Below are 21,387 nucleotides of genomic sequence, written 5' to 3'. Positions count from 1 at the left end.
GGACGGTCGCCGTGCGGTTGGCTCCGCTCTCCCATGTCACGTTCCCGGCCGCGTCCTTGCGGATGTACTTGTAGGCGAAGGACGTACCGGCCGGCAGCGGCACGGCCAGCTTCCACACGGGGTAGGCGGCCGGGTCGAGCTTGGGCGCGGCACCGGTGTTCCAGTTGCCGAGTTCGGCGCGGTCACCGGTGACGTGGATGTTCTGGCCGGGCTGGGTGGTCGCGTTGACGCCGAACGTCACCGCGGACTGGCCGGGCTGCGGGTTGCCGCCCCCGCCGCAGCCGCGGGCCCCGGCGTGGAGCGCGACGGCCGTGTTGGCGCCGAGCGTCGCGGTGAACTGGCCCGAGCCGTTCACGGTGACGTTGTTGCCGCTCTGGACGTCGCAGTAGTCGCCGGCGGGCAGCGACGTCTGGAAGGTACGGCTGAGCGAGGAGCCGGTGTAGTTGATGGCGACGTACGCCTTGGAGCCGCGGCCGAAGGCGATCTGGTCGCCGCCGTTGTCCCACCAGTCGGTGACCGCCTGGCCGCGGGCCGCGTTGCGGAAGCCGACCATGGAGGAGATCTCACGCCAGGCGTGCTGGCACTTCCAGCCGTTCGAGTAACAGGCGTTCACGGTGCCGCCGTTGGGCGGCCCGGCGTCGTGGTCGCTGAACTCGTAGCCGGAGTGCACGTCGGGCGAGCCGTAGGGGTAGGCCAGCATGAAGACGTTGGCCAGCGTGTAGGCGGCGCCGTTCTTGTAGTTGAGGGTGTCGCCGCCGCGCTCGGTGTCGTGGTTGTCCACGAAGACGGCGGACCTGCCGCTCTCCATGAAGCCCCAGCCCTCGCCGAAGTTCTTCAGATAGGCCAGGTTCTCGTTGAGGAAGACCTGCTTGAGGCTCCGGCCGTAGCGGAATTCCTGTACGTCTCCGGTGCCCAGGTACTCGGCGGGCGACACGGCCTCGCCACCGCCGTAGATGGCCTCCTGCTTCCAGTACACGCCCGGATTGCTCAGCCGGGACTTGATGTTGGCGAGGTCGGCGGCCGGCATGTGCTTGGCGGCGTCGATCCGGAAGCCGTCCACGCCGAGCGAGAGCAGGTCGTTGAGGTACGTGGCGATCCGGCCGCGTACGTAGTCCTCACCGGTGTCGAGGTCGGCGAGGCCGACGAGTTCGCAGTTCTGCACGTTGCCGCGGTCGCCGTAGTTGTTGATCTGCGAGCGGCAGTCGTCCATGTCGGCGCCCGAATAGATGCCGGGGTACTCGTACTTGGTGTACGGGGTGCCGCCGGTGCCGGTGCCCGATCCGGCCGACATGTGGTTGATGACGGCGTCGGCGACGACCTTCACGCCTGCGGCGTGGCAGGTGTTGACCATGGACTGGAAGGCGGCGCGGTCGCCGAGCCGGCCGGCGATCTTGTAGCTGACGGGCTGGTACGAGGTCCACCACTGGCCGCCCTGGATGTGCTCCTGGGGCGGGGACACCTGGACGTAGCCGAATCCGCCGGGGCCGAGGCTGTCGGTACAGGCCTTGGCCACCGAGTCGAACCGCCACTCGAACAGGACGGCGGTGACGTCCTTCTGACCGGGGGGCGCCGCCTGGGCGGGGCTTCCGGGCGCGACGAGCGCTGCCGCGCCCGCCACGAGGGCGAGTGCGAGGGCGGGAGCTCTGCGGGCCATGTTTCCTCCTGCGTGGGGGGAGGTGCGGGTGACGGGAGAGGCCTCGCACGGCAACGCGCCCTGCCCTCAAGGCTCCTGAATGTTCTTGCTGCAAGAAAGCAAAAGCTTGCCGCGGAGCAGACCGTACGAGCCCTGTCGGTCCCGGTCAACCCTCTGGACAACACCGGGTAACACCCGTGAAATATCGGAGTGATGACGTGCAAGCGCTTCCGCAAGAGATTGCGGCGAGGTACGTTCGTTCCGACTCCGGTCCGGTCGGACGGGAGGTCCCGGCGACGCCGGGGCCCCACGCGCCCGGCCGGCCGGGCCGGTCACATCCGGCCCGTCCGGCGATCGGGGACAGGCGCGGCCACGAGCCGCGCGACCCGGCAGGCCCCTCCCCCGGCCGTGATCTCAGACCCGGGCACCCGCCGTCGACCCCCGGACCACCAGCTCCGGCTGGAACACGTACTCCGTACGCTGCACGGGACTTCCCCCGATCTCCTCCAGCAGCGCGCTCACCGCGGCGCCCGCCATCGCCTGTACCGGCTGGCGGACCGTCGTGAGCGGCGGGTCGGTGAAGGCGATGAGCTGCGAGTCGTCGAAGCCGACCACCGAGACGTCCCGCGGCACCCGCAGCCCGCGCTCGCGGGCCGCCCGCACCACTCCCAGCGCCATCATGTCGCTGCCGCAGACGATGCCCGTGCAGCCCCGGTCGAGGAGCGCGCCGGCCGCCACCTGGCCGCCCTCCACGCTGAACAGCGTGCAGCACACCTGCTCCTCGGCCTCCTCGCGCGAGAGCCCCAGGCAGACGCCCAGCGCGTCGATGAAGCCGTCGCGCTTGCGCGCCGAGGGCACGTACCGCAGCGGTCCCGTCGCCAGTCCGATCCGCCGGTGCCCCAGATCGGCGAGGTGCCCGACGGCCATCCGCATGGCCGCCCGGTCGTCCAGGGACACGAACGGCGCGCTGACGCGGTCGTTGCAGCCGTTGATCATGACGAACGGCACCCCGCGGTCGATGAGCGCGGCGTAGCGCGACGGGTCGGCCGAGGTGTCCGCGTGCAGTCCGGACAGGAAGACGATGCCGCCGACACCGCGCTCCACCAGCTGCTCGACCAGTTCGTCCTCCGTCGCCCCGCCCGGCAGCTGGGTGCACAGGACCGGGGTGTAGCCGTGTCCGGCCAGGACCTGTTCGACGGCCTGGGCGAACGCCGGGAAGATCGGGTTGATCAGCTCCGGGGTCACCAGACCGATCAGCCCGGCGCTGCGCTGCCGCAGCCGTACGGGGCGCTCGTACCCCAGGATGTCGAGCGCGGCGAGGACCCGCTGGCGTGTGCTGTCCGCGACGCCGGGCTTGCCGTTGAGCACCCGGCTGACCGTCGCCTCGCTGACCGATGCCTGTCCCGCGATGTCCGAGAGCCGTGGCGTACCGGCTCCGGACATCTTGGGGAGGGGCAGCGTCACACCGTCCACCACACCGTGGTGTCGGCGGGCAGCTCGGCCTCGTGGACGCCGTTCGTCCCCGTGGAGTGGGATTCGGTGAAGGTGACCGTACCGGGCCCGCTGGCCAGCAGCAGGCTGCCGCGCACCGGGATGCGGACGGGAGCGCCGGTGGTGTTGACCGTGCAGAGGAAGCCGGGGCGGGCGAAGACGAGCACCCCTTCGGGGGCGTCCTGCCAGTCGACGGACGATCCGGCGCCGAGCCCGGGGTGCGCGCGCCGGGCGGCGATGGCCGCGCGGTACAGCTCCAGGCTGGAGCCCTCCACCCCGGTCTGCGCCTCGACGCTCAGCGCGCCCCAGTCGGACGGCATCGGGAGCCAGCTGCCGCCGGAGCCGAAGCCGAACGAACACCCCTCGCGGGTCCACGGGATGGGGACCCGGCAGCCGTCGCGGAAGCCGTCCTGGCCCGCCGCGCGGAAGTACGAGGGGTCCTGCCTGGCCTCGTCGGGGAGGTCGGTGACGTCGGGCAGGCCCAGCTCCTCGCCCTGGTAGACGTACGCGGAGCCGGGCAGGGCGAGCATCAGCAGCGTCGCCGCGCGGGCGCGGCGCAGGCCCAGTTCGCGGTCGCCGGCGTCCCGGAGCTGGGTGCCGAGGGCGACGGGGTGGGCGAAGCGGGTGGTGTGCCGGGTGACGTCGTGGTTGGAGAGCACCCAGGTGGTGGGCGCGCCGACGGGACGCATCGCGGCGAGCGAGGTGTCGATGACGTCGCGGAGGGCGGCGGCGTCCCAGAAGGTGCTCAGATACTGGAAGTTGAACGCCTGGTGCATCTCGTCGGGGCGCACGTAGTTCGCGGTGCGCTCGACGGTGGGTGTCCATGCCTCGGCGACGGCGATCCGCTCGCCGGGGTACTCGTCGAGGATGGTGCGCCAGCTGCGGTAGATCTCGTGCACACCGTCCTGGTCGAAGAACGGCATGACGTCATTGCCCAGCAGCTTGAGCTGGCCGCCGGCGCCGATGTCGGGGAGACCCGCGGCCTTGACGAGTCCGTGGGCGACGTCGACGCGGAAGCCGTCGACGCCCATGTCGAGCCAGAAGCGCAGGATGGAGCGGAACTCGTCGGCGACGGCCGGGTGGTCCCAGTTGAAGTCGGGCTGCTCGGGCGCGAAGAGGTGCAGGTACCACTCGCCGGGGGTGCCGTCCGGGTCGGTGGTCCTGGTCCAGGCGGGTCCGCCGAAGATGGACTCCCAGTCGTTGGGCGGCAGTTCGCCGTTCTCACCCTTGCCGGGACGGAAGTGGTAGCGGTCGCGCAGGGCCGATCCGGGACCGTCCTGGACGGCGCGGCGGAACCAGTCGTACTGGTCGGAGGAGTGGTTGGGCACCACGTCGACGATGATCCGCAGGTTCATCTCGTGCGCGTCGCGGATCAGCGCGTCCGCGTCGAGGAGGGAGCCGAACATGGGGTCGATGGCACGGTAGTCGGCGACGTCGTAGCCCGCGTCGGCCTGCGGCGAGGCGTAGAACGGGCTGAGCCAGACGGCGTCGACACCCAGTGCGCGCAGGTACGGCAGCCGGCTCCGTACGCCTTCGAGATCGCCCATGCCGTCGCCGTTGGAGTCGGCGAAGCTGCGCGGATAGACCTGGTAGATCACCGCGTCCCGCCACCAGCCGGAGCGGTGGCCCGGGGCGTCGTCAGCCCTTGACGGCGCCCGCGGAGACGCCGGTCACCAGATGGCGCTGCGCGAAGAGGAAGACGATCGCGGCGGGTATCGCGATGAGCACGGACGCCGCCGTCATCGGACCCCATTGGGCGCCGTACTGGTTGACGAACTTCTGCAGACCGCCCGCGAGGGTGAGGTTCTCGTCGCCGACCATGAAGGCGGAGGCGTACGCCACTTCGCCCCAGGCGGTGACAAAGGAGTAGAACGCGGTCACCGCGAGACCGGGCTTGGCGAGCGGCAGGATCAGCCGCCAGAAGGTGCCGAACGGTGTCAGCCCGTCGACCATGCCCGACTCGTCGATCTCGCGCGGGATGGTGTCGAAGAAGCCCTTCATCATCCAGGCGCAGAACGGCACGGCGATCGTCAGGTACGTGATCACCAGTCCGGCGGCCTGGTTGAGCAGGCCGAGGTTCGACATGATGTTGTACAGCGGCACGATGAGCACCGCCATCGGGAACATCTGCGTGATCAGCAGGGTCCACATCAGTCCGCGCTTGCCGGGGAACCGGTAGCGGCTGACGGCGTAGCCGGTGGTGGCGGCGGTGAACACGCCGAGCACGGTGGTGAGTCCGGCGATGAGCAGCGAGTTGCCGAACCAGGTGAGGAACGGCGTGTCGTCCAGCAGCTTGGTGTAGTTCTCGAACGTCGTCTCTTTGAAGAAGTCCGTCGTCGTCGCGTACGCGGCGGGCTTGAGCGACGTGAGCAGCACCCACAGCACGGGGAAGACCGCGATGACGGACGCCACGATCAGGGTGGCGTGCAGGCCGACGGACGCGGCCCTGGAGCGGTCGCCGCGGCGGCGGACCGCTCCCGGGGCCGGCCGGCCGGACGTGGCGGTCGTGCTCGTGCGCGTATCGGTCACGGCGGTCACCAGGTATCTCCCTGCTTGCGGAGGACTCGTTGGTAGACCACGGCGAAGATCATCAGGAGTACGAGGATCAGCACGCCCCAGGTGGACGACTGGGCGAAGTCGCGTGGGCTGATCTCGAACGAGAACTTGTACGCCTGGGTCACCAGGATCTGGGTGGCCTCGCCGGGTCCGCCTCTGGTGAGCAGGAAGATCACCGGGAACATGTTGAACGTCCAGATGGTGCTGAGCAGGATCACGGTCGTGCTGACCGACCTGAGGCCCGGCATGGTGATGTGCCGGAAGCGCTGCCAGGGGCCCGCGCCGTCCATCTCGGCGGCCTCGTACATCTCCCCCGGGATGGACTGGAGTCCGCCGAGCAGGGCCACGAGCATGAAGGGCACGCCGAGCCAGATGTTCACGGCGATGACCGAGAACTTGGCCCAGGTGGGGTCGTTCAGCCACGGCACGGCGTCGATGCCGCCGCCGGCGAGCAGCTTGTTGAGGAAGCCGCGGTCCTCGTTGTAGAGGAAGCGCCAGGCGAAGACGGACACGAAGCCCGGTACGGCCCAGGGCAGGATGAGCATCATGCGGTAGGCGGAGCGGCCCGCGATCCGGCGGTTCAGCATGTTCGCCAGACCGAGGCCGAGCGCGAACGTGATGCCGACGCAGGAGACCGTCCACACCAGCGTCCAGCCGAGCGTGGACAGGAACTGACCACCCGTCAGGGCGTCGGCGTAGTTGTCGAGGCCGACGAACTCGTAGGTGGCGGGCAGGTGGTTGACGCCGATGTTCCGCTCGACGTTGCGTTCGTTGGCGTCGGTCAGCGACAGATAGATGCCGCGGACCAGCGGGTACCCGACGATCACGCCGATCACGGCCACCACGGGGGCGACCATGGCCCAGGCGTACCAGTGCGTCGAGACCGAACGCCGCACTCCGCCGGGGGGTTTGCCAGTGCCGCGGCTCCGGCCGCGGGCGACTTCCGAGTCACCCGCGGCCTTCGCCACCGACTGGCCGGTGTGGACAGCCATCAGCCGGCCTGCCTTCCTTCCTGTCGGTGGGTGTTACTTCCAGCCCTTGAGCAGCTTGCGGTAGGAGTCGCCGGTCGCCTCGACACCCTTCTCGGGGGTCGTCTGGCCGGTGAGGACCTTGGTGTACTCGGTGACCAGCGGCGCGAACAGGCTGCCCGTCTCCGGGATCCAGGGGCGCTCGATGGCCTTGTCGACGACCGGCTTGAAGAAGCCGACGATCTCGTTCTTCGCGACGTCCGGCTGGGAGTAGACCGACGTACGGGTCGGCAGCAGGTTCAGCTCGGTGGTGATTTTCGCCTGGGACTCGGCGGAGGACATGTACTCGACGAACGCGTAGGAGGCGTCGAGGTTCTTGGAGCCCGCGTAGACACCGAGGTTGTGGCCGCCCTGCGGGGCGCCCTGGCCGGCCGAGCCTGCGGGCACCGGGGCGACGCCCAGGTTGGCCTTGTCCTTGAACTGCGGTCCGGCGTAGGTGTCGGCGATCGCCCACGGGCCGTTGATCATCATGGCCACGTCGCCGCCCTTGAATGCGGCCTGCATGTTCTCCCAGCCGTCGGTGGCATCGGTCTTGGCGGCCCCGGAGTCGACCAGGTCCTTCACGACCTCCATGGCCTTGACGCCGGCCGGGCTGTCGACGGTGACGGTCTTGCCCTCGGCGTCGACCAGGTCGCCGCCCTCGCCGTAGAGGAACGACAGGAACCAGTACGCGTCGTCGCCGCGCAGATACATGCCGGTCTTACCGGTCTTGTCCTTGATGGTCTTCGAGACGGTCTTCAACTCGTCGATCGTCTTGGGGACTTCGACGCCCGCGTCCTTGAACAGCTTCTTGTTGTAGAAGATGCCCAGGGAGTCGATGACCTGCGGGACCGCGTACGTCTTGCCGTCGTACTTGGTGGAGGCGGCGGCCTGCGGGACGAAGTCCTTCTCGTCCTTCAGCGCGGCGGTGCCGTCCAGCGGCGCGAGGTAGCCGAGGTCGGCGAACTCGGGCGTCCACGCGACTTCGGAGCGGATCACGTCGGGGGCGCCGGAGCCGGACTGGGCGGCGTTCTTGAACTTGTTCTGCGCCTCGCCGAACGGCACGTTGACGTACTTGACGTCGACGCCCTTGTGCTTGGCCTCGAAGTCCTCGGCGAGCTTCTTGAAGACCTTGTCCTCGCTGCCCACGGTGGAGGTGTCCCACCAGGTGACCGTTCCGGTGAGCTCGCCCGAGCTCGACTTGCCGCCGGTGGACTCGTCGTCGCCGCCGCAGGCGGTCGCCGCGATCGCCAGGGTCGCGATCAGGGCGGTGGCCGTTATGCCACGTCGCATCTGAACTCCTTCAACTGCCGTACCGCTCCGTCGCGGCGCCGGGTCGACGTGAAGGTAACAAGGATGAAAGAAGGCCGAAAGAGCTTGCGGAAGATTTCTGCAAGCAACCGTGATCGTTACATTGGCGTGTCCTCACAGTTGCCGCAAGGGTTCTTGACGAAGCGCGCCCGACCTGGCAAGTACGGTACGTGTCGGCCGATACCGGCTCCGTGAACGCCGGAGCCACTTCGGCGGAGCCCTTCCGCAAGGCGTTGCAAGATTTTGCTACGGACTGACCTGCAAGGCTCTGCAAGGCGCCCCGCGCCGACCGCCCCGCCGGGGACCGGTGGCTGATTCATGCACATGGTGGGCAATCCGGCACACGCCCGGTACAGTCCACTTCCATGACCGCACGGCTAGCCGACATCGCAGCCCAGGCGGGGGTCAGCGAAGCGACGGTCAGCCGCGTACTGAACGGCAAACCGGGTGTTGCCACGGCCACCCGCGAATCCGTACTCGCCGCACTCGACGTCCTCGGCTACGAGCGCCCCGTACGGCTGCGCAGGCGCAGTGCCGGCCTCGTCGGACTGATCACGCCCGAGCTGGAGAACCCCATCTTCCCGGCGCTCGCCCAGGTCATCGGCCAGGCACTGACGCGCCAGGGCTACACCCCGGTGCTCGCCACCCAGACCCCCGGCGGCTCGACCGAGGACGAGCTGACGGAGATGCTGGTCGACCGCGGCGTCTCCGGCATCATCTTCGTCTCCGGGCTGCACGCCGACACCTCGGCCGACATGCAGCGCTACGAGCAACTGCGTGCCCAGGGTGTGCCGTTCGTCCTCGTGGACGGTTTCTCGCCGAAGGTCAGGGCGCCGTTCATCTCGCCCGACGACCGGGCGGCGATGCGGCTGGCCGTGACGCATCTCGTCTCGCTCGGCCACCGCCGGATAGGTCTCGCGGTCGGCCCCAAGCGTTTCGTGCCGGTGCTGCGCAAGATCGAGGGTTTCCGCGCCACCGTGCGCGAGCAGCTCCAGCTGACTCCCGAGGAGACGGAGGAGCTGATCCAGCACTCCCTGTACACGCTGGAGGGCGGCCAGGCGGCGACGACGGCGCTCATCGGGCGCGGGTGTACGGCGGTGGTGTGCGCGAGCGACATGATGGCGCTGGGCGCGATCCGGGCCGCCAGACAGCTCGGCAAGGACGTGCCGCGCGACGTGTCCGTCGTCGGATTCGACGATTCGCCGCTCATAGCGTTCACCGATCCACCACTGACCACGATCCGCAAGCCGGTGCCGTCGATGGGCCAGGCCGCGGTGCGCACGCTGCTGGAGGAGATCGGCGGGACGCCCGCTCCGCACAGCGAATTCGTCTTCATGCCCGAGCTGGTGGTTCGCGGTTCCACCGCCTCCGGGCCCGCGCCCGGTCCCCTGGGGAATTCCCCCGGGGAAACCGGCCGGAAGTCGGGGTCGCGTACTAGTCCGTGAGACGTAGCGCATGCGCTCAGGACCCACCCGAGGGATGATCGGTCGAGGGCGTAAATCTGGCAGACTCTCTCTCCATGGGTGAAACGACCGTGAAGATTCCGGAAGGCACGAAGGCTTCGCCGACACCCCCCTCGGGTGCGACGGCCGACGAGCCCGGCCCGGTGTCGCGCACCGGTCGGCAGCGCCGGATCCGGTCACCACGGCGCCCTCGTATCTGGTTCGAAATCCTGCTGATCGCGGTGAGTTACTGGATCTATTCGCTGGTCCGCAACGCGGTGCCCGAGCAGAAGGCCGAGGCGCTGCGGAACGCGGACTGGATCTGGCACCTGGAGCGGTCGATGGGCCTCGGGTTCGAGGAGGCCGTCAACCACGCCGTGAATTCGGTGACATGGCTCGTCGTCGCGATGAACTACTACTACGCGACGCTTCACTTCATCGTCACGATCGCCGTGCTGGTCTGGCTCTACCGCAGACATCCGGGCCGTTACGCGGCGAGCCGGCTCGTCCTCTTCGCGACCACCGCGGTGGCACTGGCTGGTTACTATCTGTATCCGCTCGCGCCACCCCGGTTGATGAACGGGCAGAACTTCATCGACACGGTGATGATGCACGAGACCTGGGGTTCGATGGCCTCGGGCAACTTCAAGAACATGTCGAACCAGTACGCGGCGATGCCCTCCATGCACATCGGCTGGTCGCTCTGGTGCGGGCTGACCATCTTCGCGCTTGCCAAGGCGCCGTGGGCGAAGATCCTCGGGCTGCTCTACCCGACGGCCACACTGGTCGTGATCGTCGCCACGGCGAACCATTTCTGGCTGGACGCGGTGGGCGGCATGATCTGCCTGGCGTTCGGGTTCACGGTGTCCTACGTCTGGTACCGGGCGCTGCCGCACCAGCTGCCGCGGTGGGTCGAGGACGACCGGCCGAGGCGGCGATGGCTCCGCCGGCCGGGCACGCCGGGCGAGCCCGCCACGCCCCGGCCGCGGCGCGAGCCTGTCGGCCAGAGCGCGCGGAGCGTGTCGGCGACGGGGACCGCGCCGCCCGGCACCAGCTCGCCGCCCACCCCGACCGCACCCTCTCCGCGCAGTTCGCCGTCCCCGAGGAGCGCGCAGCCCGGCCGTGCCGCGTCGGCGGCTCAGGTCCCGCCGCCCGGCCGGGCCGCGCCGTCCTCTCAGACAGCCCCGTAGAACAGCTCCTCCATCACCGCGCGTGCGCGTCGGGTGGTCCGTCGGTAGTCGTCGATCATGTCGCCGCTGTGCCCGCTGTGTGCGCCGTGTCCGTTCTGCGGACCGGAGCCGGGCGCCACCGATCCGGGCCCGTAGCCCAAGTACCGCCCCATCGCGGCCAGTTCACGGCCGTCCGAGGGGAAGGTGTCGCCCGCTCTGCCGCGTACGAGCATCACGCCGTTGCGCACCCGCGTCGCCAGGACCCATGCCTCGTCGAGGATCTGCGCGTGCTCCGCGGAGAGCAGGCCCGCCGCGTGGGCGGCGGCCAGGGCCTCGCGTGTACGGGTCGTGCGCAGGCCCGGCACGTGCCAGGCGTGCTGCATCTGGATCAGCTGCACCGTCCACTCGACGTCCGAGAGACCGCCCCGGCCCAGTTTGGTGTGCAGGGTGGGGTCGGCGCCGCGCGGCAGCCGCTCGGTCTCCATCCGCGCCTTGAGCCGGCGGATCTCCCGTACGGCCGCCTCGCTCAGGCCCTCGGCGGGATAGCGCAGCGGGTCGATCAGCTCGATGAAGTCCCGGCCCAGCTCGGCGTCGCCCGCCATCGGCTCGGCGCGCAGCAGCGCCTGGCTCTCCCAGCCCAGCGACCAGCGGCGGTAGTAGGCGGCGTAGGAGCCGAGGGTGCGGACCAGGGGGCCGGTCTTGCCCTCCGGCCTGAGATCGGCGTCGATCATCAACGGCGGGTCGGTCGTGGGCAGTTGGAGGAGTCTGCGCATCTCGGAGACGACGGTGGTCGCGGCGCGTGACGCCTCCTGCTCGCTGACGCCCTCGCGCGGCTCGTACACGAACAGGACGTCGGCGTCGGAGCCGTAGCCCTGCTCGTGGCCGCCGAAGCGGCCCATGCCGATGACCGCGAATCTGGCAGGGAGGGTGTCGCCCCAGGTCTGGCGCACGGCGGCGCGCAACGCACCCGACAGGGTGGCGGAGTTGAGGTCGGTGACGGCCCTGCCGACCCGGTCGACCAGTTCGCCGGGGTCCTCCTCCGCGGGGTTCTCCTCGGTGCCGTAACTGCCGATGATGTCGGCCGCCGCGGTCCGGAACAGCTCGCGGCGGCGGACCCCGCGGGTGACGGCGACGGCGATCTCCGCGGTCTCCGCCCGTCCGACGGCGGCCAGCACCTCCTGCTCCAGATGCGTGACGCCGCGCGGTTTCAGCCCGCCCGGGTCGCCGAGGATGGCCACCGCCTCCGGGGCGCGCAGCAGCAGGTCGGGGGCGAGCCGTCCGGCGGACAGCACCCGGGCCAGATTCTCCGCCGCGGCCCCCTCGTCCCTGAGCAGCCGCAGGTACCAGGGGGTCTTGCCGAGCGCGTCGGACACCTTGCGGAAGCCCAGCAGACCGGCGTCGGGGTCGGCGGAGTCCGCGAACCAGCCCAACAGCACGGGCAGCAGCGTCCGTTGGATGGCGGCCTTGCGGCTCACACCGGACGACAGCGCCTCCAGGTGCCGGAGCGCGGCCACCGGGTCCGCGTAACCGAGGGCCTCCAGTCGCTGGCCCGCCGCCTTCGTGCTGAGCCTGATCTCGCCGGGGGCGAGCTGGGCGACGGCGTCGAGCAGCGGCCGGTAGAAGATCTTCTCGTGCAGCCGCCGCACCACCGAAGCGTGCCGCCGCCAGGCCCTGTTGAGCTCGGAGACCGGTTCGGTGCGCAGCCCGAGGGAGCGGCCGAGGCGGCGGAGATCGGCGTCGTCGTCGGGCACCAGATGCGTGCGCCGCAGCCGGAACAGCTGGATGTGGTGCTCCATGGAGCGCAGGAAGCGGTACGCCTCGTCGAGCTGCGCCGCGTCGGCCCTGCCGACGTAGCCGCCGGCCGCCAGCGCCCGCAGGGCGACGAGCGTGCTGCCGCTGCGGAGCGAGGCGTCGCTGCGGCCGTGGACCAACTGGAGGAGCTGTACGGCGAATTCGACGTCCCGCAGCCCGCCGGGGCCGAGCTTGAGTTCACGGTCGATCTGGCCGACGGGAATGTTGTCGACGACCCGGCGGCGCATCTTCTGCACGTCGGGCACGAAGTTCTCGCGGTCGGCGGCCTGCCAGACCATGGGCGAGACGGCTTCCACGTACTCCTTGCCGAGCGCGATGTCACCGGCGACGGCACGGGCCTTGAGCAGGGCCTGGAACTCCCAGGTCTTGGCCCAGCGCTGGTAGTAGGCGAGATGGCTGGAGAGGGTGCGTACCAGCGGGCCGTTGCGGCCCTCGGGGCGCAGATTGGCGTCGACGGGCCAGATGGTGCCCTCGGCGGTCGTCTCGGAGCAGATCCGCATCATGTGGGCGGCCAGCCGGGTGGCCGCCTGGACGGCCCTGGCCTCGGTGTTCGCGGTGTCGGCTTCGCCGTCCTCGGAGCCGCCCCGCTCGTGCGCGGCGGAGTGGGCGGGCTCGCCGACGAAGATGACGTCGACGTCGGAGACGTAGTTCAGCTCGTTGCCGCCGCACTTGCCGAGCGCCACGACCGCGAGGCGGCACGCCGCCGCGTCCTCGGGCGCGGCGGCGCGGGCGATGGCGAGCGCGGCCCGCAGCGTGGCGATCGCCAGGTCGGCCAGTTCGGCGGCGGTCTGGGCGACGTCGGTCGTCCCGCAGACGTCGCGGGCGGCGAGGGAGAGCAGACAGCGGCGGTAGGCGACGCGCAGCGAGTCGACGTCGTGGGCCTCGGCGAGACCGGCCTCGAACTCGGCGACGCCGGGGTGCAGATCGGCCGACTCGTAGGTGACGAGGACCTGCCAGTCGGCGGGGTGTCTGGCCAGATGGTCACCGAGCGCCTCGGACGCCCCGAGCACACCCAGCAGCCTGTCCCGCAGCGGCTTCGCCGCGAGCAGCGTGTCCAGCAGCCGGTGCCGGTCGTCGGCCTCGTGCGCCTCGGCCAGCCGGACGAGCCCGCGAAGGGCCAGATCGGGGTCGGCGGTGGCGCCGAGGGCGTCGAGAAGGACGGGATCGGCCCGTACGGACGCCATCTCGTCGACGTCGAGCAGCCGCTCGGCCGCGGAGGGGTCGGTGAAGCCGTGCCGGAGCAGGCGGGTGAAGGTACTGCTCCTGCGTCCCTGCACCGTCATTCGGCCTTTCGTCCGTCCGATCAAGGTCCGGGCCCGAGCCTAGTCCTCCGGCGGCCCCGGGGGACCGGGGCACTCCCCCGGGGTCGGATCGTGACCTCGGCCGATGAGTCTTCGCGTCGCGGACGGTCACCACGTGCGGAAGGGTCGTGAGCGTACTCCCGTTCACGGCCGCAGAGCCTTTTCCCGAAGGGACCGCGCCATGGCGCACAAGGAACCGTCCAGCACCCACCTGGACAGCCGCTACAGCGACCCGAGGGCCGCCCCGGGCGACTGGGCCGACGCGGTGACCCGGCTGAGGGAGGCGGAGGTCTTCTGGCTGTCGACCGTTCGTCCCGACGGCCGCCCCCATGTCACCCCGCTGCTGGCGGTCTGGCAGCGGGACACGCTGTACTTCTCCTCGGGCGAACGGGAGCGCAAGGTCCTGAATCTGAACGGGAACCGCGAGGTCGTCCTGACCACCGGCACGAACGCGCTCGACGAGGGCCACGACATCGTGATCGAGGGCGAGGCGGTACGCGAGAGCGACGAGGCGCGGCTGCGCGAACTGGCCGCCCTGTGGGAGTGCAAGTACGGCTCGGACTGGCGCTTCGAGGTGCGGGACGGCGCGTTCGCGGACCCCCATGGCGCGGCCCTGGTCTTCGGCGTCACCCCCCGCACGGTCTTCGGCTTCGCCAAGTCCCCGTACGGCCAGACCCGCTGGCGGTTCTCCTGACAGCCGGTCCCCGGTCCCCCGGCGGTGCCGGTCGGTAGCATCTCCCCCATGAGCCACAGCCGTTCACGGGAAGCCTCCGGATTCAGGTAGCTCCGCCAGGAGATCCCTGGCGGTGTGACCGACGGAGTCCGGCGTGGCACGCACCGCACACCACCTTCCCCTCTCCCGCGCCGGTACCGGCGGGGCCGCCGGGGACCACCGACCGTGGCGTTCCGTGCGCCTGTACGACCTGCGCTACAGCGCCCGCGCCCTGGCCGGGGCGGCCCGCGCCTCACGGCGGCCGGTGCCGGAGCCCGTACGCCGGAGCGTGGACGTCCACTCCTGGGCGCGCGCGGACACCCACGACCGCTACGTGTCGACGCGGGCCGCGATCGACGAACGCCGCGACCGGCAGCGCCTGCGCGCCCGCCTCACCGCGCTGCGCCGGCTGGTCGACGCCCCCGGCACCGGCGTTCTGGTGCTCGACGCGGCGGACTCCGTCGACGTGCCGCCCGCCCGGCACCGGCACGGCGCCCGCTGGCTCGCCTGAGGCGGGCTGGACACGTGGTCGTAGCATGGGTCACCGCCATGGACACGATCAGTATGTGGGAATTCGTCGCGCTCGCCGCGGCGGCCGCCCTCGTCGGCTTCTCCAAGACGGCGGTCAGCGGTGCCAACACGGTCAGCCTCGCGGTGTTCGCCGCCGTCCTGCCGGCCCGCGAGTCGACCGGCGTACTCCTGCCGATCCTGATCGTCGGCGACACGATCGCCGTCCTCACCTACCGCCGCCACGCGCACTGGCCCACCCTGTGGCGGCTGTTCCCGGCGGTCGCCGGGGGTGTGGTGGCCGGCACCGCCTTCATGCTGTGGGCCGACGACGGAGCCGTACGCGTCTCGATCGGCTCGATCCTGCTCCTGATGGCGGGGGTGACGATCTGGCGGCGGCGTTTCGCGCCGGAGGAGGACACCCCGGAGGAGACGGCGTCGCTCAAGGGCCGTGTCAAGGCCCGCTCGTACGGGGTGCTCGGCGGCTTCACGACGATGGTCGCGAACGCGGGCGGCCCGGTCATGTCGCTCTACCTGCTGTCGGCGGGCTTCCGCAAGCTCGGCTTCCTGGGCACGTCCGCGTGGTTCTTCCTGATCGTCAACACCAGCAAGGTGCCGTTCAGCGTGGGTCTCGGCCTGATCGACCGCGACTCGCTGCTGCTGGACGCGCTGCTCGTCCTCTTCGTCCTGCCCGGCGCCCTGATCGGCAAGCTGTGCGTGGACCGCATCGACCAACGTGTCTTCGAACGGCTGGTGATCGGCGCGACGATCCTGGGCGGCCTCCAACTCCTCCTGCGCTGACCGCCCGCATTCACCGTCTCCGCGAGACATACCGGCCCCGTCCGTGATCAGATCTTTCAGTGCTCGTCAGGCACTGAGTGGGGGGACGGACGATGAACGAAGACCAGACCGGCGCAGAGAGACTGACCCGCATACGTCCGGAGGATCTCGATCCCGGGGCGGTCGTGGCGCAGTCACTGGACAATCAGTGGGTCGGCGCCGACCTGACCCGGCGGATGATCGCGAAGGGCAAGTCCCTCAGCGATGTTCAGGACCAGCGGAACGACCAGGTGCGCGCCGAATACTTCCGCAGCCTGATCAACACCCGGCAAATAGTGGTGAACCGCGTCTTCTTCTACAACAACCCCGCGATGAGCCGCGACCTGTCCGAGGGCGGGGAGGCCCGGCGGGCCCATCAGAAGTTATTGGCCGACGGCGCTCTCGTCCCGTTCCTGCTCGGCGAGCGTGAGCCCACCGACCGCCCGCGGATGGATGTGGACGAGGACGCTTTCGACGCCTGGCGCGACACTCTCGCGGAGATGCCGGCCACGGAGCGGGTGACCTGCCTGCGCATGTCCTGGAACGACCAGGAGAACGCCAGGGACGCCAAATCGGCCCTGATCAATCCGTTCGCCGCCAGGGTTCAGGCACTGACCGCCAAGGACATTCCGCTGCTCGCCTCCCAGGTGGGTGTACCGGACGAGAGGATCACCGAATTCGCCGAGAAGATCGGCGAGGTCGTCGACCACAGCAACCACGAACGCATCCGTGACGCCGCCGTCACCCGTAATCTGCTGTACCAGAAATTCGTGTGCGTGGACGGCACGCCCGTCACCGAGGGCCGGTACGACGCCGGAAAGCCTTTCGCCGCCGAGATCAAGCAATTGCTGGACCTCGTCTACAACGTGAATCTCGCCGACGCGCTGGGCATGTATCCGCTCACCCCGACCGGCAGTCTGCGCCGGGTTGCGCTCCAGGAGTGGCGGGACGTCCGCACCGGCCCGGCCGACGGAATCATCCGGGACCCCGAGCAATTGGTGAAATTCCTCCAGCGGCAGGCGTTCTCCACCGTCCAGGACCGGCTCACTCCCTCGGCGATCGACACCCTGAGCCTCGAAGACATCTGGCGGCTCAGACAGAGCGGCGCCTGGCACCGCTACATCGAGGCGTTCACGTCGCTGACGGGCGATCCGGCGGCTTTCCACGACAATGTCGGCGACGTCTTCGACCGGTACGTCCGGCTCAATTCGGAGATCGTCAAGGTCGCCGCGGCCAGTCGCGGGACCGCGGTCGAGCCGAACATCTGGTCGCCCGTCGTCGAGGTCGTCCTCACCATCGGCGGAGCCGTGTTCACGGCGGTGACCGGTGATGAGACCTGGGCCGTCGCCGCGAGTGTGGGAGCCGCCGCGACGGGATCGCGCGGCGGTTCCGTGCAGTTGGTCCTGCGCAACCGGGTGGCCGGGAAACGGGAGCAGAAATTCGCCCGCGAGATCGCCTCCGTACGGCTGGACACCGAACAGGAATGGGCCCGGTTCCACGAACTGGCCCGCCGGCTGCCGGGGTATACGGAGGACGGCGGGTCCCCGTCCGCCAACAGTTCCACCACCATCCAGGAGACCGACGAAGTACCGGAGTACTGACGCGTCATGAAACGCCCCGCTCCTACCTACGACGAACTGCGCCGCGCCCACCCGCAGATGTTCGCCAACGTTCCGGACGGCATCGAGATCCTCTTCGACCCTGCCGACATCGAGGCGGCCCGCGACAGCGTCGGATCCGGTGAACCGGTCGGCGTGGTGTACCACGATCCGTACATCACGCTGGTTCGGGACGCCGTCCGCTTCCCCGGCGGCGCTCTGGGCCTCTACACGCGCGTCCTGCCCGCCGTGGACACCCCCGGGGTGGTGATCCTGCCGCTGATCGACGGCGGCCCGGACGGCCCCGGCGTCGTCCTGGTCGAGCACTACCGGCACGCGACCCGGGCCTGGCACCTGGAGGCGCCCCGCGGCATGGGCGAACCGGGGTCGACGGCGCCGGAGAACGCGATCCGCGAACTGCGCGAGGAGTTGGGTGTCCAACCGGGCGAACTGATCCCGCTCGGCAGGGTCCACTCGGACACCGGGCTGCTCGGCGGTCATGCCGAGCTGTACGCGGCCCGTATCCCGGCGGTCGGGGCACTGGACACCGCGGAGGGCATCCGGCGGGCCGTCGTCATGCCCCCGCTCCGGGCCGAGGAACTGATCGGGCGGGGCGAGATCACCGACGGCTTCACCATCGCCGCTCTCACCCACGCCCGCCTGGCGGGGCTGTTCCCCAAGGCCGGGCAGCACCCGGCCCCTTGAGGGCCCCGCGTACGGTCCGGACGGGGGCTACAGCACCGGCAGCAGGGCCTTCAGCTCGAAGGCCGTGACCTCGGAGCGGTACTCCTCCCACTCGCGCTTCTTGTTGCGGAGGAAGAAGTCGAAGACGTGCTCGCCCAGCGTCTCGGCGACCAGTTCGCTGCGCTCCATCAGGGAGATCGCCTCGCCGAGGTTCTGGGGCAGCGGCTCGATGCCCATCGCGCGGCGTTCGGCGTCGGACAGGGCCCAGACGTCGTCGTCGGCGCCGGCCGGGAGTTCGTAGCCCTCCTCGATGCCCTTGAGGCCGGCGGCCAGCAGTACCGCGTAGGTGAGGTAGGGGTTCGCGCCGGAGTCGATGGAGCGGACCTCCACGCGCGCGGAGCCGGTCTTGCCGGGCTTGTACATCGGGACGCGGATCAGGGCGGAGCGGTTGTTGTGGCCCCAGCAGATGTACGAGGGGGCCTCGCCGCCCGAGCCCGCGGTGCGGGTGGAGCCGCCCCAGATGCGCTTGTAGGAGTTGACCCACTGGTTGGTGACGGCCGAGATCTCGGCGGCGTGCCGCAGAAGCCCGGCGATGAAAGACCGGCCGACCTTGGAGAGCTGGTACTCGGCGCCCGACTCGTAGAACGCGTTGCGGTCCCCCTCGAAGAGGGAGAGGTGGGTGTGCATGCCGGAGCCCGGGTACTCGCTGAACGGCTTCGGCATGAAGGACGCGTGGACGCCCTGTTCCAGCGCGACCTGCTTCATGACGAGGCGGAAGGTCATGACGTTGTCGGCCGTGGAGAGCGCGTCGGCGTACCGCAGGTCGATCTCCTGCTGGCCGGGGGCGCCCTCGTGGTGGCTGAACTCCACGGAGATGCCCATGGATTCGAGCATGGTGATCGCCTGGCGGCGGAAGTCCATGCCGACGTTCTGCGGGGTGTGGTCGAAGTAGCCGGAGCTGTCGGCGGGGGTGGGGCGGGTGCCGTCGACCGGCTTGTCCTTCAGGAGGAAGAACTCGATCTCGGGGTGGGTGTAGAAGGTGAAGCCGAGGTCCGAGGTCTTGGCGAGCATCCTCTTGAGGACGTAGCGGGGGTCCGCGAACGACGGGGAGCCGTCGGGCATCAGGATGTCGCAGAACATCCGCGCGGTGCCCGGGGCCTCCGCGCGCCACGGCAGGATCTGGAAGGTCCCCGGATCGGGCTTGGCGATCATGTCGGACTCATACACCCGCGCGAAGCCCTCGATCGCCGAGCCGTCGAAGCCGATGCCCTCGTCGAATGCCTGTTCCAGCTCGGCGGGGGCGACGGCGACCGACTTGAGGAAGCCGAGCACATCGGTGAACCACAGGCGTACGAAGCGGATGTCGCGTTCCTCAAGCGTACGGAGCACGAATTCCTGCTGCTTGTCCATGTCTGCTGTCCTACCCATCCTTGCCGGTCAGGCCGCCTGTCCCCACGCTGCCGAGTACACCGGGGCACCCGAGCATGACACCACAGGATTTCCGGAAGGTTGCACACCGGCGTACTAAAGCATTGTCGGACACGCGGGCGGTGCCGCGCGCGTCCGGGTGCCCCGGTGGCGGACGGGGGTACGAGGGCGGCCGGCGGCTCAGGCGGTGTGGGCGATCTGGATCAGATTGCCGCAGGTGTCGTCGAACACGGCGACGGTCACCGGACCCATGTCGACCGGCTCCTGGGTGAAGCGCACACCGAGTCCCTGGAGGCGCGCGAACTCGGCGTGGACGTCCTCGACGGCGAAGGAGGTGTACGGGATGCCGTCCGCGACGAGCGCGTCCCTGAAGGGCTTCACGGCCGGGTGTCCGGACGGTTCGAGCAGCAGCTCGGTGCCGTCGGGGTCGGCCGGGGACACGACGGTGATCCAGCGGTCCTCGCCCACCGGGACGTCGTGCTTCTTCCGGAAGCCGAGCACCTCGGTGTAGAAGCGCAGCGCCTCGGCCTGATCGTCGACGAAGACGCCGGCCAGATTGATCTTCATGAGGTCTCTCCTGGTGGTTCGGGTGCGGGACCGGGGAGGGTCCCGGAGCGGCTCGCGGGTGCGAGCCAGCGGTCGGTGAGATGTTCCAGCGGCCCGGTGTCCAGGTGGTGGAACTTGTAGCGGCCGTCGCGCCGCGTCGCGACGAGACCGGCGGCCTCGAGGAGCGCCAGATGCTGCGAGACGCCCTGCCGGGACAGGTTGAGGCCGTGTCTGGTCAGCAGCCGGCCGCAGATCTCGAAGAGCGTCTGTCCGTCGCGCTCGGCCAGTTCGTCGAGAATCGTGCGGCGGGTCGGGTCGGCCAGGGCCTTGAACACATCATCGGGCACCCCGCCACTATAGGCAAGTAATTTCTTGCCTATCAAGCGGGGTGCCGATGTACCGATCGCCGGCCGTCAGTGGAGCGGGGCCGCCGAGTCCGACCAGCCCAGGGGGTACGGCTCCCCGTCGTCGCCCGGCATGGGCCGCTCCCCGCCCGCCTCCGTGAACGCCGTGAGGGCCTCCACGAGCGCCGTACGCTGCTCGGGGGCCAGCCGCTGGACGATCGAGGTGATCTCCCGGCGGCGCGCCGCCGAGACATCCGCCACGAGCGTCCGGCCCTCCTCCGTGAGCCGGAGCACCGTCTCGCGCCGGTTGCCGGGGTTGATCCCGCGCTCGGCGAGCCCGGCGGTGATGAGCCGGTCGACCATCCGCATCGCGGTGGAGGGATTGACCCCCAGCCGCTCCGCGACCGACACGAGCTTGGCGCCGCCCTGGGCCGAGAGGACCTTCAGCAGCCGGAACTGGGGCAGCGTGACCCTGTCCTGGACGGTGGCCAGAGAACGGACGGAGACGGCCACGAGCAGCCGTGAGGCGATCAGCACGGCCCGGGTGACGTCGTCGACGTCGGGCTCGCTCGGCAAGGGTTCCGGAGGGTCGGCCATGCCTCTTTGTACCGCGCCGGAGCCCGCGCCGACCCTCTCCGTAGCCTCCGCGGTCACCACCGCCACAGCCACGTTCCGGACTCGGAACCCGCCGCGCCCTCCTGCTCGGCCACCTGTACGGACTACGATCTGCGCCCATGGGGGGACGACGGCACATACGCGACGCGCGTCCCACGGCCTTGGTCAGCGCCGTGGTGACGCTGCTCGCCGCGCTCTACGTCTGCCTGGGCCCCGCCGACGCGCACGACACGCGGTCCTCGACCGTACGGGCGGCGGAAAGCGCGGCGGCACCGCACACGGCGCGCACGACGAGCCCCGGCATCACCCTCCGTACGGATGTGGAGGCCGCCGGTCCCGCCGCGGCCGAGTACACCTGCCCGTACGACCGGAGCAACTGCCGCTTCATCCCCCACCTCAGCCCCGCCGTGCT

General features: G+C 70.1%; 17 protein-coding genes and 2 pseudogenes. 8 read left to right on the top strand and 11 right to left on the bottom strand.

What is annotated here, in order from left to right:
* The 6 genes and pseudogenes from GXP76_RS22200 to GXP76_RS22175 form a co-directional block, all read right to left on the bottom strand.
* On the bottom strand, positions 1 to 1,654 hold a 1,654-nt coding region (locus GXP76_RS22200), incomplete at its 3' end, for a carbohydrate-binding module family 20 domain-containing protein (RefSeq protein WP_242573329.1).
* 393 nt (positions 1,655 to 2,047) lie between these two features.
* On the bottom strand, positions 2,048 to 3,109 hold the full coding sequence (locus tag GXP76_RS22195; protein WP_242573328.1) for a LacI family DNA-binding transcriptional regulator: 1,062 nt from the start codon (positions 3,107 to 3,109) through the stop codon (positions 2,048 to 2,050).
* Positions 3,094 to 4,779: pseudogene (locus tag GXP76_RS22190) on the bottom strand (glycoside hydrolase family 13 protein); the annotation flags it as partial. The gene GXP76_RS22195 and the pseudogene GXP76_RS22190, both read right to left, overlap by 16 nt.
* Positions 4,763 to 5,653, bottom strand: a complete 891-nt coding sequence (locus GXP76_RS22185; protein ID WP_242573330.1) for a sugar ABC transporter permease — start codon at positions 5,651 to 5,653, stop codon at positions 4,763 to 4,765. The pseudogene GXP76_RS22190 and the gene GXP76_RS22185, both read right to left, overlap by 17 nt.
* 5 nt (positions 5,654 to 5,658) lie before the next feature.
* Entirely contained in the window at positions 5,659 to 6,672 is a 1,014-nt protein-coding gene (locus tag GXP76_RS22180) for a carbohydrate ABC transporter permease (RefSeq protein ID WP_242573327.1), read from the bottom strand.
* 33 nt (positions 6,673 to 6,705) lie between these two features.
* Positions 6,706 to 7,980: an extracellular solute-binding protein gene (locus GXP76_RS22175; protein ID WP_242573326.1), complete on the bottom strand. Its 1,275-nt coding sequence runs from the start codon at positions 7,978 to 7,980 to the stop codon at positions 6,706 to 6,708.
* 383 nt (positions 7,981 to 8,363) lie between these two features.
* Here GXP76_RS22175 and GXP76_RS22170 point away from each other — a divergent pair, with 383 nt between their 5' ends.
* Together GXP76_RS22170 and GXP76_RS22165 are read left to right on the top strand one after the other, a co-directional pair.
* Positions 8,364 to 9,443, top strand: a complete 1,080-nt coding sequence (locus tag GXP76_RS22170; protein WP_242573325.1) for a LacI family DNA-binding transcriptional regulator — start codon at positions 8,364 to 8,366, stop codon at positions 9,441 to 9,443.
* A 74-nt stretch (positions 9,444 to 9,517) separates the two neighbouring features.
* The gene (locus GXP76_RS22165) at positions 9,518 to 10,630 is read left to right on the top strand and encodes a phosphatase PAP2 family protein (RefSeq protein WP_242573324.1); all 1,113 of its coding nucleotides are present in this window, start codon (positions 9,518 to 9,520) and stop codon (positions 10,628 to 10,630) included.
* Here GXP76_RS22165 and GXP76_RS22160 read toward each other — a convergent pair.
* Complete coding sequence (locus GXP76_RS22160) at positions 10,615 to 13,704, bottom strand: bifunctional [glutamine synthetase] adenylyltransferase/[glutamine synthetase]-adenylyl-L-tyrosine phosphorylase (RefSeq protein ID WP_242573323.1); 3,090 nt, start codon at positions 13,702 to 13,704, stop codon at positions 10,615 to 10,617. The two genes, GXP76_RS22165 and GXP76_RS22160, sit on opposite strands and share 16 nt — an antisense overlap.
* Before the next feature lie 199 nt (positions 13,705 to 13,903).
* Here GXP76_RS22160 and GXP76_RS22155 point away from each other — a divergent pair, with 199 nt between their 5' ends.
* From GXP76_RS22155 to GXP76_RS22135, 5 genes are all read left to right on the top strand, one after another.
* On the top strand, positions 13,904 to 14,416 hold the full coding sequence (locus GXP76_RS22155) for a pyridoxamine 5'-phosphate oxidase family protein (protein WP_242573322.1): 513 nt from the start codon (positions 13,904 to 13,906) through the stop codon (positions 14,414 to 14,416).
* 133 nt (positions 14,417 to 14,549) lie between these two features.
* A complete protein-coding gene (locus GXP76_RS22150; RefSeq protein ID WP_242573321.1) occupies positions 14,550 to 14,945 on the top strand; it encodes a hypothetical protein in 396 nt (131 codons plus the stop codon).
* 38 nt (positions 14,946 to 14,983) lie between these two features.
* Positions 14,984 to 15,742, top strand: a complete 759-nt coding sequence (locus GXP76_RS22145) for a sulfite exporter TauE/SafE family protein (RefSeq protein ID WP_242573320.1) — start codon at positions 14,984 to 14,986, stop codon at positions 15,740 to 15,742.
* Between the two features lie 92 nt (positions 15,743 to 15,834).
* Positions 15,835 to 17,361 (top strand): hypothetical protein, encoded by a 1,527-nt coding sequence (locus GXP76_RS22140; protein WP_242573319.1) that lies wholly within the window; start codon positions 15,835 to 15,837, stop codon positions 17,359 to 17,361.
* 6 nt (positions 17,362 to 17,367) lie between these two features.
* Positions 17,368 to 18,063 carry an NUDIX hydrolase gene (locus GXP76_RS22135; protein ID WP_242573318.1) on the top strand — a complete coding sequence of 232 codons (696 nt, stop codon included), beginning with the start codon at positions 17,368 to 17,370 and terminating at the stop codon, positions 18,061 to 18,063.
* Positions 18,064 to 18,090: 27 nt separating this feature from the next.
* Here GXP76_RS22135 and glnA read toward each other — a convergent pair whose 3' ends face one another.
* The 4 genes from glnA to GXP76_RS22115 form a co-directional block, all read right to left on the bottom strand.
* Entirely contained in the window at positions 18,091 to 19,452 is a 1,362-nt protein-coding gene (gene glnA, locus GXP76_RS22130; RefSeq protein WP_078077637.1) for a type I glutamate--ammonia ligase, read from the bottom strand.
* A 198-nt stretch (positions 19,453 to 19,650) separates the two neighbouring features.
* The gene (locus GXP76_RS22125; RefSeq protein ID WP_242573317.1) at positions 19,651 to 20,037 is read right to left on the bottom strand and encodes a VOC family protein; all 387 of its coding nucleotides are present in this window, start codon (positions 20,035 to 20,037) and stop codon (positions 19,651 to 19,653) included.
* The gene (locus tag GXP76_RS22120; RefSeq protein WP_242573316.1) at positions 20,034 to 20,363 is read right to left on the bottom strand and encodes a helix-turn-helix transcriptional regulator; all 330 of its coding nucleotides are present in this window, start codon (positions 20,361 to 20,363) and stop codon (positions 20,034 to 20,036) included. The genes GXP76_RS22125 and GXP76_RS22120 overlap by 4 nt, the downstream gene beginning before the upstream one ends.
* A gap of 66 nt (positions 20,364 to 20,429) precedes the next feature.
* Positions 20,430 to 20,957, bottom strand: a complete 528-nt coding sequence (locus tag GXP76_RS22115; protein ID WP_242573315.1) for a MarR family winged helix-turn-helix transcriptional regulator — start codon at positions 20,955 to 20,957, stop codon at positions 20,430 to 20,432.
* 137 nt (positions 20,958 to 21,094) lie between these two features.
* Between GXP76_RS22115 and GXP76_RS22110 the strand changes: the two are divergent.
* Positions 21,095 to 21,387 (top strand): annotated as a pseudogene (locus GXP76_RS22110) (hypothetical protein); the annotation flags it as partial.

Origin of the sequence: Streptomyces sp. NP-1717, from assembly GCF_022695985.1 — a bacterium.
GTDB lineage: Bacteria > Actinomycetota > Actinomycetes > Streptomycetales > Streptomycetaceae > Streptomyces.
Note: the sequence above shows the minus strand (reverse complement) of the source record. Positions and strands in the feature narration are given on the sequence as shown.

Excerpts from the sequence above, each read along its gene's own strand:
- GXP76_RS22140 (WP_242573319.1), top strand. The coding sequence starts at position 15,835 with ATGAACGAAGACCAGACCGGCGCAGAGAGACTGACCCGCATACGTCCG.
- GXP76_RS22135 (WP_242573318.1), top strand. The coding sequence starts at position 17,368 with ATGAAACGCCCCGCTCCTACCTACGACGAACTGCGCCGCGCCCACCCG.
- GXP76_RS22160 (WP_242573323.1), bottom strand. The coding sequence starts at position 13,704 with ATGACGGTGCAGGGACGCAGGAGCAGTACCTTCACCCGCCTGCTCCGG.
- GXP76_RS22180 (WP_242573327.1), bottom strand. The coding sequence starts at position 6,672 with ATGGCTGTCCACACCGGCCAGTCGGTGGCGAAGGCCGCGGGTGACTCG.
- GXP76_RS22125 (WP_242573317.1), bottom strand. The coding sequence starts at position 20,037 with ATGAAGATCAATCTGGCCGGCGTCTTCGTCGACGATCAGGCCGAGGCG.
- GXP76_RS22175 (WP_242573326.1), bottom strand. The coding sequence starts at position 7,980 with ATGCGACGTGGCATAACGGCCACCGCCCTGATCGCGACCCTGGCGATC.
- glnA (WP_078077637.1), bottom strand. The coding sequence starts at position 19,452 with ATGGACAAGCAGCAGGAATTCGTGCTCCGTACGCTTGAGGAACGCGAC.
- GXP76_RS22145 (WP_242573320.1), top strand. The coding sequence starts at position 14,984 with ATGGACACGATCAGTATGTGGGAATTCGTCGCGCTCGCCGCGGCGGCC.
- GXP76_RS22155 (WP_242573322.1), top strand. The coding sequence starts at position 13,904 with ATGGCGCACAAGGAACCGTCCAGCACCCACCTGGACAGCCGCTACAGC.
- GXP76_RS22165 (WP_242573324.1), top strand. The coding sequence starts at position 9,518 with ATGGGTGAAACGACCGTGAAGATTCCGGAAGGCACGAAGGCTTCGCCG.
- GXP76_RS22115 (WP_242573315.1), bottom strand. The coding sequence starts at position 20,957 with ATGGCCGACCCTCCGGAACCCTTGCCGAGCGAGCCCGACGTCGACGAC.
- GXP76_RS22170 (WP_242573325.1), top strand. The coding sequence starts at position 8,364 with ATGACCGCACGGCTAGCCGACATCGCAGCCCAGGCGGGGGTCAGCGAA.